We start from the raw sequence: 13,060 nt of genomic DNA, 5'->3' as shown, positions 1-13,060 counted from the left end.
AACCTTAAACGTCAGCAGCCGGGCCGCCGATCGGTGTTTCCGGACGCGGGTCCTGCGCCACCGGAGGTGTTCCGGAGGTACCAGCACCACCGCCCGACCAGTCGCGAGGTTCGCGAGGCGTACGGCCTGCCATGATGTCATCGATCTGATCAGCATCGATCGTCTCGTACTTCATCAAGGCATCAGCCATGGCGTCAAGCTTGTCACGGTTGTCCGTGAGGATCTGCTTAGCCGTGCCGTAGCACTGGTCAATGATGCTGCGCACCTCGGAATCGATCAGCTTGGCAGTCTCACCGGAGAAGCTTGCACTCTGACCGCCACCGCCACGACCGAGGAACACTTCACCCTCTTCTTCGGCATACATCAACGGACCGAGTTTTTCCGACAGGCCCCACTTGGTCACCATGTTCCGCGCAATCTGACTCGCACGCATGATGTCGTTCGACGCACCCGTGGTAACGCCATCAAAGCCCAACGTCATCTCTTCAGCAATACGACCGCCGTACAGCGAGCAGATCTGGCTGATCAACGCACGCTTGGACAGGCTGTAGCGATCTTCTTCCGGCAAGAACATGGTCACACCCAGCGCACGACCGCGCGGAATGATCGACACCTTGTAGACCGGATCATGCTCAGGCACGACGCGACCGACGATAGCGTGGCCAGCTTCATGGTAAGCAGTGTTCTGTTTTTCTTTCTCGGACATGACCATCGATTTGCGCTCGGCGCCCATCATGATCTTGTCTTTGGCCAGTTCGAATTCTTTCATCTCGACGATGCGCTTACCGGTACGGGCAGCGAACAACGACGCTTCGTTCACCAGGTTAGCAAGGTCAGCACCGGAGAACCCAGGCGTACCACGAGCGATCACAGCCGGAGCAACATCGTCACCCATTGGCACTTTGCGCATGTGGACCTTGAGAATCTGCTCACGACCACGGATGTCCGGCAGACCGACCACAACCTGACGGTCGAAACGGCCTGGACGTAGCAATGCAGGGTCCAGCACGTCAGGACGGTTGGTTGCGGCGATGACGATGATGCCGTCATTCATCTCGAAGCCGTCCATCTCTACCAGCAACTGGTTGAGAGTCTGCTCGCGCTCATCGTGACCACCGCCCATGCCGGCGCCACGATGGCGACCAACGGCGTCGATTTCATCGATGAAGATGATGCATGGCGCGTGCTTCTTGGCTTGTTCGAACATGTCGCGAACACGGCTGGCACCGACACCGACGAACATTTCGACGAAATCGGAACCGGAGATGGTGAAGAACGGCACCTTGGCTTCGCCGGCAATTGCCTTGGCGAGCAAGGTTTTACCGGTACCCGGAGGACCGACCATCAGCACGCCGCGAGGAATGCGGCCACCCAGGCGCTGGAACTTGCCCGGGTCACGCAGGAACTCGACCAGCTCACCAACTTCTTCCTTGGCTTCGTCGCAACCGGCAACGTCACCCAGGGTGGTTTTCACCTGATCTTCGGAGAGCAGACGTGCCTTGCTCTTGCCGAAGCTCATCGGCCCGCCCTTGCCACCGGCACCGCCCTGCATCTGCCGCATGAAGAACATGAACACGGCGATGATTACCAGGATCGGGAAGCTTGCGACCAGGAGTTGAGTCCAGATGCTTTGCTGTTCAGGCTGCTTGCCTTCGACTACGACGTGGTTATCCACCAGGTCGCCGATCAGGCCATTGTCCTGGATTGCCGGACGGATGGTCTTGAAGCTATCGCCATCGTTGCGCTTGCCGGTAATCACATAGCCGTCTACGGCTACGCGCTCGACCTTGCCATCCTTGACCTGCTGGATGAAGTCGGAATAGTTGAGGGTCTGCGGCTCGTTAGGGCTGGAGAAGTTGTTCATCACCGTCACGAGGACAGCCGCGATGATCAACCACAGGATCAGATTCTTTGCCATATCGTTCAATTAACTACCCTCTGAAGCAAGCTCCGCTACTGGCGCGCGCTTCGCATGATATTCACCGGCCTAACTTACTACATTACCTACGGCTCTGGCAGGCGCCGTCTGTAACCCTTTGTGAAACACTTTCTACACAATATTCGCTAATGCTCACGGGGCGAAATACGAAAAACCTATCGACCCGCTGAAAAACCTCGATTTACTCACTACGGCCGCGGTAGCCCCAAGCCAGCATGTATTGCTCGCGGGAGCTGCCACGGGAAGAGTCCGGCTTGATCATCTGAACCTTGTCGAATTTCTGACGAGCGTCCTTCACGTAAGCATCAAACCCTTCGCCTTGAAACACCTTGATCACGAAATTACCACCTGGCTTGAGTATGCGAGCTGCCAGATCAAGAGCCAGCTCACATAGAAACATGGCTTTTGGCATGTCCACCTCAGGCGTACCACTCATATTGGGGGCCATATCGGAAATCACAAGGTCCACCTGCGAATTACCCACGGCTTCTAGGATCTGAGCGAGCACGTCGTCCCGGGTGAAGTCACCCTGGATGAAAGTCACGTCCGGAATGCTGTCCATTTCCAGGATGTCCGAGGCGATCAGACGCCCCTGACCACCGATCAGCCGACTAGTGACCTGCGACCAGCCGCCGGGCGCCGCTCCCAGGTCGACAACGCTCATACCCGGACGGATCAGTTTGTATTTCTCCTGGACCTCCAGAAGCTTGTAACTCGCACGCGAACGGTAACCATCCTTCTGCGCCTGCTTCACATAGGGATCATTGACATGTCTTTGCAGCCACTTAAGGCTTGTCTTGGAACGGGCCACGGGCCACCTCAAAAATAAATCGGGTCGTGATTAACTGGGCGGTCCCGGACTCGCTCGGGTAAACTGGCCGCCGCTTTTTACAAGATCAGACGCAGGGGTCAGATTATGCCGCTCACTCAAGAGCAGAAGAAACAGTACAAATCCATTGGCCACCATCTGAAACCAGTTTTGACTGTGGCTGACAACGGTTTGACTGAAGGTGTGTTAGCCGAACTTGAACGCGCTTTGGCGGATCACGAGCTGATTAAAATCAAGCTCAACATCCTCGATCGCGAGTCTCGCCTGGCAAATATTGCAGAACTGTGCAAGGTCGGCAAAGCGGACCTTGTTCAGGTCATCGGCAAGATGGCACTGATTTACCGCAAGAACTTCAGCGTCAACAAGCAGCTGTCGAACGTCCATCGCTTCAAGTGATGGCAAGGGTCAAGGGTGTGCTTCGCGCACCCTGCCACTCCATCCAGGCACCGGCTGCAACACCAGCACCAGCCCGGAAAACCCCAGGACCAGATAGCTGAACGTTTCCCAGCGCACTGCCTGCGGCCAGCCAGAGCGTACGATGAAAAACATCGCGCAAGCATACAGCGCCATCATCAGCAGTTGCCCGCGAATATCGCGCCATAGACTGGCAAGGCCCTCAGCCTGAACCAGCACCAAAGCCTGAAAAATCACACACGCTGTGGCGAATCCCACCATCAGCGCATCCAGCATGCCTTCGATTTCGTCGATCAGCAGCGGCGCCAGGCCAATCTTGCCCAGCACCGGCAGCAGACCGATATGCAACAGCCACAGGCCGCCGACCCACAACATCTGAGTCAGTTGCCAAAGCATGGCGCCCGCACGGAGCGGGCGCCTTCTTTCAGATATGGCGGACTTCGACAATCTCATACTCGATAACGCCGCTAGGCGTTTTGACCGCAACCACGTCACCCTCTTCCTTGGCGATCAAGGCGCGAGCCAGTGGCGAACCCACCGAGATCTTGCCCAGTTTGAAGTCTGCCTCGTCCTCACCCACGATGTGGTAAGTGACAGTTTCGTCGGTTTCGACGTTGGCGATTTCAACGGTGGTGCCGAAAATCACTTTACCGGTGTGAGGGATGGTCGTGACATCGATGATCACCGCATTCTGCATGCGGCCTTCGATATCACGGATCCGCGCCTCGACCATACCCTGCTGCTCGCGAGCGGCGTGGTATTCGGCGTTTTCCTTCAGGTCACCCAACTCGCGGGCCGTACCAATGTCCTGGCTGAGCTTCGGACGGACGACCTTGGTCAGGTGAGCGTGTTCTTCTTCCAGGGCTTTTGCGCCCTGGACGGTCATTGGGTATTTGATCATGCCTTCAATCCTGCGTGTAGGTCCTGCAAGCGGCGCACGGTCTTCTCGGGACCGAACTTCAGCGCTTCGCAGATAGCTTCGCCAGCAGCAATGGTCGTGGTGCAGTAGATCTTGTGCTGCAAGGCATTACGACGAATGGAGTAGGAATCAGCGATCGACTGGCGACCTTCGGTGGTGTTGATGATCAGAGTGACTTCGTCATTCTTGATCATGTCGACCACGTGCGGACGACCTTCGGTCACCTTGTTCACACGACGCACTTTCAGGCCTGCGGCTTCGATCAGCTTGGCAGTGCCGGCAGTGGCGACCACTTCGAAGCCCAAGTTGATCAGATCACGGGCCACACCTGCAACCAGTGGTTTATCGTCGTCACGCACGCTGATGAACGCGGTACCACCGGTCGGCAGCACTTCGCTGGCACCCATCTGGGCCTTGGCAAAGGCTTCGCCGAAGGTGTCACCCACGCCCATCACTTCACCGGTGGACTTCATCTCTGGGCCCAGGATCGGGTCCACGCCAGGGAATTTGGCGAATGGGAACACCGCCTCTTTCACGCTGTAGAAGTTCGGAATGATTTCCTTGGTGAAGCCAATTTCTTTCAAGGTTTTACCGGCCATCACGCGAGCCGCGATCATGGCAAGGGAAACACCGATGCACTTGGACACGAACGGTACGGTACGGGAAGCGCGCGGGTTGACCTCAATGACGTAGATGTCTTCGCCTTGCAGCGCCAACTGCACGTTCATCAGGCCGACAACGCCCAGTTCCAGGGCCATTTTCTTGACCTGTTCGCGCATCTCGTCCTGGATATGCCCAGGCAGCGAGTACGGCGGCAGGGAGCACGCGGAGTCACCGGAGTGAACGCCAGCCTGCTCGATGTGCTGCATGATTGCGCCGATAACCACGTCGGTGCCGTCGCAAACTGCGTCCACGTCCATTTCGATGGCGCAGTTGAGGAAGTGGTCGAGCAGCACCGGGCTGTCGTTGGACACTTTCACCGCGTCACGCAGGTAGCGTTTCAGTTCTTCTTCTTCGTAGACGATTTCCATCGCGCGGCCGCCCAGTACGTAGGACGGACGAACCACCAGCGGGTAACCGATCTTGGCAGCGGCACGAATCGCTTCGTCTTCACTGCGCACAGTGGCGTTTGGCGGCTGACGCAGGTTCAGGCGCTCGACCATTTGCTGGAAGCGCTCACGGTCTTCCGCACGGTCGATGGCGTCAGGGCTGGTGCCGATGATCGGCACGCCGGCTTCTTCCAGGGCGCGAGCCAGTTTCAGCGGGGTTTGGCCGCCGTACTGGACGATCACGCCTTTTGGCTTCTCGACGCGGACGATTTCCAGCACGTCTTCCAGGGTCACTGGTTCGAAGTACAGGCGATCGGAGGTGTCGTAGTCGGTGGACACGGTTTCCGGGTTGCAGTTGACCATGATGGTCTCGTACCCGTCGGCGCGCAGGGCCAGTGCCGCGTGTACGCAGCAGTAGTCGAACTCGATGCCTTGGCCGATACGGTTAGGACCGCCGCCCAGGATCATGATCTTGTCGCGGCCCGACGGCGCAGCTTCGCACTCTTCCTCGTAGGTCGAGTACATGTAGGCGGTGTCAGTGGCGAATTCGGCCGCGCAGGTGTCAACGCGCTTGTAGACCGGGAACACTTCTAGCTTGTGGCGATGGCGACGCAGAGCCTTCTCGGTCACGCCCAGCAGCTTGGCCAGACGCATGTCGGAGAAGCCTTTGCGCTTGAGCTTGAACATCAGGTCGCGGTCGATGCTGGCCAGACCCAGGGTCTTGACCTTCTCTTCTTCCTTGATCAGATCTTCGATCTGCACCAGGAACCACGGGTCGATCATGTTCATGCCGAAGATGTCTTCGACCGACAGACCGGCGCGGAAGGCGTCAGCCACGTACCAGATGCGCTCGGCGCCCGGCACGGTCAGTTCGCGCTTGAGGATGCTCATGCTTTCCGGGTTGCTCAGGTCGAGCTTCTCGTCCAGGCCGCAAACGCCCACTTCCAGACCGCGCAAAGCTTTCTGCAGGGACTCCTGGAAGGTCCGGCCGATGGCCATGACTTCACCAACCGACTTCATTTGAGTAGTCAGGCGTGCGTCGGCTTTCGGGAATTTCTCGAAGGCGAAGCGCGGCAGCTTGGTCACGACGTAGTCGATGGACGGCTCGAAGGACGCAGGAGTAGCGCCGCCGGTGATTTCGTTCTGCAATTCGTCCAGGGTGTAGCCGATCGCCAGCTTGGCAGCGATACGCGCAATCGGGAAACCAGTGGCTTTCGAGGCCAGTGCCGAAGAGCGGGATACACGCGGGTTCATCTCGATCACGACCATACGGCCAGTGTCCGGGCAGATGCCGAACTGGACGTTGGAGCCACCGGTTTCAACGCCGATCTCACGCAGTACCGCCAGGGAGGCGTTACGCATGATCTGGTATTCCTTGTCCGTCAGGGTCTGTGCTGGCGCAACAGTGATCGAGTCACCGGTGTGCACACCCATCGGGTCAAAGTTTTCGATGGAGCAGACGATGATGCAGTTGTCCTTCTTATCGCGGACAACCTCCATCTCGTACTCTTTCCAGCCGATCAGGGATTCGTCGATCAGCAGCTCTTTAGTCGGCGACAGGTCCAGACCACGGGCGCAGATTTCTTCGAACTCTTCACGGTTGTAAGCGATACCGCCGCCAGTGCCGCCCATGGTGAAGGACGGACGGATGATGCACGGGAAGCCAAGCTTCTCGAGCACTGCGTTGGCCTCTTCCATGCTGTGGGCGATACCCGAACGCGGGCAGTCCAGGCCGATGGATTTCATCGCCTTGTCGAAACGCGAACGGTCTTCAGCCTTGTCGATGGTGTCAGCGTTGGCGCCGATCATCTCTACGCCGAACTTCTCCAGAACGCCTTCGCGCTCCAGGTCCAGTGCACAGTTCAGAGCGGTCTGGCCGCCCATCGTCGGCAGCAGCGCGTCCGGACGCTCTTTCTCGATGATCTTGGCAACGGTCTGCCACTTGATCGGCTCGATGTACGTGGCGTCAGCCATGTCCGGGTCGGTCATGATGGTCGCCGGGTTGGAGTTCACCAGGATGACGCGGTAACCCTCCTCGCGCAGGGCTTTGCAGGCCTGGGCGCCGGAGTAGTCGAATTCGCAGGCCTGGCCGATAACGATCGGGCCAGCGCCGAGAATCAGGATGCTTTTTATGTCTGTACGTTTTGGCATGGGTTTGTCACTCAAATCCGCAGGTCAGTCGGCAAGCCGTCTTGTTCAATCTGTGAAGCCTTGAGGGGGCCGCCGGTGTCGGGACCACCCTCAAGCTTTGCTGCATCAGGGCTAGCGATCAGCGTCGCTTGGCCATTTCGTTGATGAAGCGATCAAACAGAGGCGCTACGTCGTTCGGGCCAGGGCTGGCTTCAGGGTGACCCTGGAAGCTGAAGGCGCTCTTGTCGGTACGCTCGATCCCTTGCAGGGTGCCGTCGAACAGCGATTTGTGGATCGCCCGAACGTTGGCTGGCAGGGTCGCATCATCTACCGCAAAACCGTGGTTCTGGCTGGTGATCATCACAACGCCGGTGTCCAGATCCTGGACCGGGTGGTTGGCACCGTGGTGGCCGTGCCCCATTTTCAGGGTCTTGGCACCGGAGGCCAGGGCCAGCAGTTGGTGACCGAGGCAGATGCCAAATACCGGAATCTCGGTTTCGAGTACGTCCTTGATCGCCTGGATCGCATAGTCGCAAGGCTCTGGGTCACCCGGGCCGTTGGACAGGAACACACCGTCCGGCTTCAGCGCCAGAACGTCGGCGGCTGGCGTTTGAGCCGGCACCACGGTCACGCGGCAACCGCGCGCGACCAGCATGCGCAGGATGTTCAGCTTGACGCCGTAGTCGTAGGCAACCACATGGTACGGCAACTCGGAAGCGTCGATGGTCGCGTGGCTGTCGGTCTTCAAGTCCCAGACAGTCGAGCGCCACTCGTACTTCTCTTTGGTGCTGACGACTTTCGCCAAGTCCATGCCTTTGAGGCCAGGGAAGCCTTGCGCTGCGGCGATGGCAGCTTCTTCGGAGATGTTGTCGCCGGCCATGATGCAGCCGTTCTGCGCGCCTTTCTCACGCAGGATGCGTGTCAGGCGGCGAGTGTCGATACCCGCGATCGCCACAACGTTGTTGGCTTTCAGGTAGTCGGACAGGGACATCGTGTTACGCCAGTTACTCGCAACCAGAGGCAGGTCGCGGATGACCAGGCCAGCGGACCAGACGCGGTCGGACTCGGCGTCTTCCGGTGTAGTACCGGTGTTACCGATGTGCGGGTAAGTCAGGGTAACGATCTGTTGGGCGTAGGAAGGATCGGTAAGGATTTCCTGATAGCCGGTCATGGCGGTGTTGAACACCACCTCACCAACGGTTTGACCGTCGGCTCCAATTGCTTCGCCGCGAAAAATGCTGCCATCAGCAAGGGCGAGTATGGCTGGCTTAGTCAAGAAGACCTCCCGTAAATAAAGCCTGAAAGGGCGATCGCAGGTGTAAAAAAGCGGAGTGACGTATGGACACGTCACCCCGCTCATTCACTGAATTATTCTGCGCGCTTTTAGTGAACACACTAAAGCTGTAGCTTACAGAAAAAGGCTTTTTTGGTCTACCGCCAATGAGCCTGAAAGGCTATGGAATGCGACAGGACGTCGCTTGGCGGTGTAAAACCGGGCTCAAACACGCTGTTTGAACCCGATTTCGGGCGCATCTTAACGCAGGTCGAGCACGTCTTGCATGTCGTAGAGGCCAGCCTCGCGCCCATCAAGCCACAACGCAGCACGTACCGCGCCCTTGGCGAAGGTCATGCGACTGGATGCCTTGTGCGTGATCTCCAGGCGCTCACCCTCGCAGGCGAACAGCACCGTATGATCGCCCACCACATCACCACCACGAACAGTGGCGAAGCCGATGGTTTCGCGCTCGCGCACACCGGTATGGCCTTCACGACCGTAGACCGCGACCTTCTGCAGATCACGACCCAAAGCACCGGCGATCACTTCGCCCATACGCAGCGCTGTACCTGAAGGCGCATCGATCTTGTGCCGATGATGGGCCTCGATGATTTCGATATCCGCCTCATCGCCCAGCACCCGAGCAGCCATGTCGAGCAGCTTCAGCGACAGGTTCACACCCACACTGAAATTGGCCGCGAACACGATCGGAATATCCTTGCCCGCCTCGGCCAGCAACTGCTTCTGCGCAGCGTCCAACCCGGTAGTGCCGATCACCATGGCCTTGCCTGCCTTACGACAGAACGCCAGGTTTTTCAGCATGACTTCCGGGAGAGTGAAGTCGATCAACACATCGAACTCTTCAGCCACCGCTTCCACATGACCGGACAGCGGCACGCCAATTCGCCCCAGCGAAGCCAGCTCACCTGCATCCACGCCAATCAGCGTGCTGCCAGGGCGCACGATGGCCGCTGTCAGACCGGTCTGCGGCGCGCGTTGCTGCACCGCCTCAACCAGGATCTTGCCCATGCGCCCGGCAGCGCCCATCACCGCAATACGTCGCATGTTCACTCCTTACAAATCGCCGAAGAAGCGCTTCACGCCTTCGAACCAACCAGTGGTTTTCGGCGAATGGCTGTTGTCGTCCGCCAGGGAACTGCGGAACTCTTCGAGCAATTCGCGCTGACGACGCCCCAGATTAACCGGGGTTTCCACCGCGACACGACACATCAGGTCGCCAGCACCACCGCCACGCACGGGCGCAACACCCTTGCCGCGAACACGAAACTGCTTACCGGTCTGAGTCCCTTCCGGAATTTTCAGTTTGACCCGACCATCAAGGGTCGGAATCTCCAGCTCGCCGCCCAGCGCCGCATCGACAAAGCTGATCGGCACTTCGCAGAACAGGTGCTTGCCATCGCGCTGGAAGATCGCGTGCTCACGCACGTTGATCACCACGTACAAGTCGCCAGTTGGACCACCCTGGGCGCCCGCCTCGCCTTCGCCGGACAAGCGAATACGGTCACCGGTATCAACACCGGCCGGCACTTTCACGGATAGGGTTTTGTACTCTTCGACACGACCTTCGCCGTGGCACGAATCACACGGATCGGAAATGATCTTGCCCTGGCCATGGCAGCGCGGGCAGGTTTGCTGCACCGAGAAGAAGCCTTGCTGCATGCGAACCTGACCGATACCACCGCACGTTGGGCAAGTGATCGGCGAGGAGCCTTTCTTGGCACCCGAACCGTCGCACGGCTTGCAGTTGACCAGTGTCGGAACACGGATATTCACGGTCGTGCCGCGCACCGCTTCTTCCAGGTTCAGCTCCAGGGTGTAGCGCAGGTCGCTACCGCGCTGAGCGCCGCCACGGGAACCGCCGCGACCGCCACCGAAGAAGTCACTGAAGACATCACCAAAGATGTCGGAGAAGTTCTGACCGCCAAACCCGGCACCGCCGCCACCCATGCTCGGGTCGACACCGGCATGACCGTACTGGTCGTACGCCGCGCGCTTGCTGGAATCGGACAGCACCTCGTAGGCCTCGTTGGCCTCCTTGAACATCTCTTCCGACGCTTTGTCGTCAGGATTACGGTCCGGGTGATGCTTCATCGCCAGGCGCCGGTAGGCCTTTTTCAGGTCCGCTTCGCTTGAGCCGCGCTCAACACCCAACACTTCGTAATAGTCACGCTTTGCCATAAGTCTTTGCACTCTTAAGGACGTTCGGCAAACCCCTCCTGAGCTTTGCCAAACTCGTTGAGCCCCAATACAGGCCCGGACCCAACTCACGTCAATTCAACGATCCTGGTCTTTGATTCATTGCAGTACTTGCGGCTCGGAAAGCAGGAGCATTCCCGGCCATACCACCAACATCCGAACGCTGTCGCATGCTGTAAAAATTCGCTTACTCCAGACACGCCAACGCGGGAGCAAGCCCCCGCGCGGCGACATCCTACCAGTCACTGCCCAAAGGCAGTCAACTGGCCGACCAACAACTTACTTGTGGTCTTTGACTTCTTCGAACTCAGCATCGACAACGTCGTCAGCCTTTTCAGCTTTTTCGTCGTGCGGTGCAGCGCCTTCAGCTGGCTGAGCCTGCTCGGCGTACATTTTCTGAGCCACTGGCGCGGAGACTTTCGACAGCTCTTCAACCTTGGCGTCGATAGCAGCCTTGTCGTCGCCTTTGACGGCGGCTTCCAGGGCAACTACTGCAGCTTCGATTGCAGTCTTCTCTTCAGCGGTCACTTTGTCCCCAGCGTCAGCAACCATTTTGCGGGTCGAGTGAACCAGCGCATCACCCTGGTTACGGGCAGCGGCCAGCTCTTCGAACTGACGGTCAGCGTCGACGTTGGCTTCAGCATCGCGAATCATCTGCTGAATCTCTTCCTCGGACAGACCGGAGTTGGCCTTGATCACGATCGACTGAGTCTTGCCAGTAGCCTTGTCTTTGGCGCCTACGTGCAGGATGCCGTTGGCGTCGATGTCGAAGGTCACTTCAATTTGTGGCACGCCACGTGGTGCTGGTGGAATCTCGGCCAGGTCGAACTTGCCCAGGGACTTGTTCTGAGCCGCTTGCTTACGCTCACCTTGCAGCACGTGAATGGTCACAGCGCCTTGGTTGTCGTCGGCAGTCGAGAACACTTGCGATTTCTTGGTAGGAATCGTGGTGTTTTTCTCGATCAGCGCGGTCATCACGCCACCCATGGTTTCGATACCCAGGGTCAGCGGGCTAACGTCCAGCAGCAGAACGTCTTTCACGTCGCCGGCCAATACCGCGCCCTGGATAGCAGCACCCATGGCAACAGCTTCGTCTGGGTTCACGTCTTTACGAGCTTCTTTACCGAAGAACTCGGTGACCAGCTTCTGAACCAGTGGCATACGGGTCTGACCGCCAACCAGGATCACGTCGTTGATCGCGCCAACGTCGATACCGGAGTCTTTCAGAGCGATGCGGCAAGGTTCGATGGTGCGTTGAACCAGGTCTTCCACCAGCGCTTCAAGCTTGGCGCGGGAGATTTTCACGTTCAAGTGCTTAGGACCGGTAGCGTCTGCAGTGATGTACGGCAGGTTCACGTCGGTCGAATTGCTCGAAGACAGTTCGATCTTGGCTTTTTCAGCGGCTTCTTTCAGGCGCTGCATGGCCAGCGGGTCACCTTTAAGGTTCATGCCGCTTTCTTTCTTGAATTCGTCAACGAGGTAGTCGATCAGACGAATGTCAAAGTCTTCACCGCCCAGGAACGTGTCACCGTTGGTGGCCAACACTTCGAACTGGTGCTCGCCATCGACTTCAGCGATTTCGATCACGGAAACGTCGAAAGTACCGCCGCCCAAGTCGTAAACGATCACGGTGTGATCGCCCTTCGCCTTGTCCATACCGTAAGCCAGAGCGGCTGCGGTTGGTTCGTTGATGATACGTTTAACGTCCAGGCCCGCGATGCGACCGGCGTCTTTGGTCGCCTGGCGCTGGCTGTCGTTGAAGTAGGCCGGAACGGTGATCACCGCTTCAGTCACTGGCTCGCCGAGGTAGTCTTCGGCGGTCTTCTTCATTTTCTTCAGAATTTCAGCCGAGATCTGTGGCGGCGACATTTTCTGGCCGTTCACTTCAACCCATGCGTCGCCGTTATCAGCCTTGGCGATTTTGTACGGGACCATCTTGATGTCTTTCTGTACGACTTCTTCGTCGAACTTACGACCGATCAAACGCTTCACCGCGTACAGGGTGTTGTGCGGATTGGTCACAGCCTGACGCTTGGCCGACTGGCCAACGAGGATTTCGCCATCGTTGGCATACGCGATAATCGACGGCGTGGTACGCGCGCCTTCAGCGTTTTCAATAACTTTGGCTACGCCGTTTTCAAGCACGGAGACGCAGGAGTTGGTAGTCCCCAGGTCGATACCGATAATTTTGCCCATGTTAACTCTCCCGAAACTTTGGATTTGGTTGCCGCAGCAGTGGTGGCTAACTGCGGTAGCACTTAAACGCTTGACTTATAAATGGGGGCCT

At 58.1% G+C, this 13,060-nt stretch carries 10 protein-coding genes; 1 reads left to right on the top strand and 9 read right to left on the bottom strand.

Going from position 1 to position 13,060, the window contains the following annotated elements; all coding sequences use genetic code 11:
* Positions 1 to 4 precede the first annotated feature (4 nt).
* Entirely contained in the window at positions 5 to 1,918 is a 1,914-nt protein-coding gene (ftsH, locus tag ACWIKB_RS26240; protein ID WP_054050044.1) for an ATP-dependent zinc metalloprotease FtsH, read from the bottom strand.
* A gap of 202 nt (positions 1,919 to 2,120) precedes the next feature.
* Complete coding sequence (gene rlmE, locus ACWIKB_RS26235) at positions 2,121 to 2,750, bottom strand: 23S rRNA (uridine(2552)-2'-O)-methyltransferase RlmE (protein WP_020299918.1); 630 nt, start codon at positions 2,748 to 2,750, stop codon at positions 2,121 to 2,123.
* 105 nt (positions 2,751 to 2,855) lie between these two features.
* Between rlmE and ACWIKB_RS26230 the strand changes: the two genes are divergently transcribed.
* On the top strand, positions 2,856 to 3,164 hold the full coding sequence (locus tag ACWIKB_RS26230) for a YhbY family RNA-binding protein (RefSeq protein ID WP_008005472.1): 309 nt from the start codon (positions 2,856 to 2,858) through the stop codon (positions 3,162 to 3,164).
* A gap of 9 nt (positions 3,165 to 3,173) precedes the next feature.
* Here the strand turns inward: ACWIKB_RS26230 and ACWIKB_RS26225 are convergent, their stop codons facing one another.
* The 7 genes from ACWIKB_RS26225 to dnaK all read right to left on the bottom strand — a co-directional run bounded on the left by ACWIKB_RS26225 (position 3,174) and on the right by dnaK (position 12,969).
* A complete protein-coding gene (locus ACWIKB_RS26225; RefSeq protein WP_475270393.1) occupies positions 3,174 to 3,578 on the bottom strand; it encodes an MFS transporter in 405 nt (134 codons plus the stop codon).
* A gap of 28 nt (positions 3,579 to 3,606) precedes the next feature.
* Entirely contained in the window at positions 3,607 to 4,083 is a 477-nt protein-coding gene (gene greA, locus ACWIKB_RS26220) for a transcription elongation factor GreA (RefSeq protein ID WP_054050053.1), read from the bottom strand.
* On the bottom strand, positions 4,080 to 7,301 hold the full coding sequence (gene carB / locus ACWIKB_RS26215; RefSeq protein WP_475270392.1) for a carbamoyl-phosphate synthase large subunit: 3,222 nt from the start codon (positions 7,299 to 7,301) through the stop codon (positions 4,080 to 4,082). The genes greA and carB overlap by 4 nt, the downstream gene beginning before the upstream one ends.
* Before the next feature lie 118 nt (positions 7,302 to 7,419).
* Positions 7,420 to 8,556, bottom strand: a complete 1,137-nt coding sequence (carA, locus tag ACWIKB_RS26210) for a glutamine-hydrolyzing carbamoyl-phosphate synthase small subunit (protein WP_463259374.1) — start codon at positions 8,554 to 8,556, stop codon at positions 7,420 to 7,422.
* Positions 8,557 to 8,814: 258 nt separating this feature from the next.
* Complete coding sequence (dapB, locus tag ACWIKB_RS26205) at positions 8,815 to 9,621, bottom strand: 4-hydroxy-tetrahydrodipicolinate reductase (RefSeq protein ID WP_475270391.1); 807 nt, start codon at positions 9,619 to 9,621, stop codon at positions 8,815 to 8,817.
* A 9-nt stretch (positions 9,622 to 9,630) separates the two neighbouring features.
* A complete protein-coding gene (gene dnaJ, locus ACWIKB_RS26200) occupies positions 9,631 to 10,755 on the bottom strand; it encodes a molecular chaperone DnaJ (RefSeq protein ID WP_007933514.1) in 1,125 nt (374 codons plus the stop codon).
* Positions 10,756 to 11,052: 297 nt separating this feature from the next.
* Positions 11,053 to 12,969 (bottom strand): molecular chaperone DnaK, encoded by a 1,917-nt coding sequence (gene dnaK / locus ACWIKB_RS26195; RefSeq protein ID WP_475270389.1) that lies wholly within the window; start codon positions 12,967 to 12,969, stop codon positions 11,053 to 11,055.
* Positions 12,970 to 13,060: the final 91 nt, after the last annotated feature.

It is taken from the genome of Pseudomonas sp. 5Vm1k (assembly GCF_056161485.1).
The sequence above is the reverse complement of the archived record's forward strand: the minus strand, read 5'-3'. Positions and strand labels throughout refer to the sequence as shown.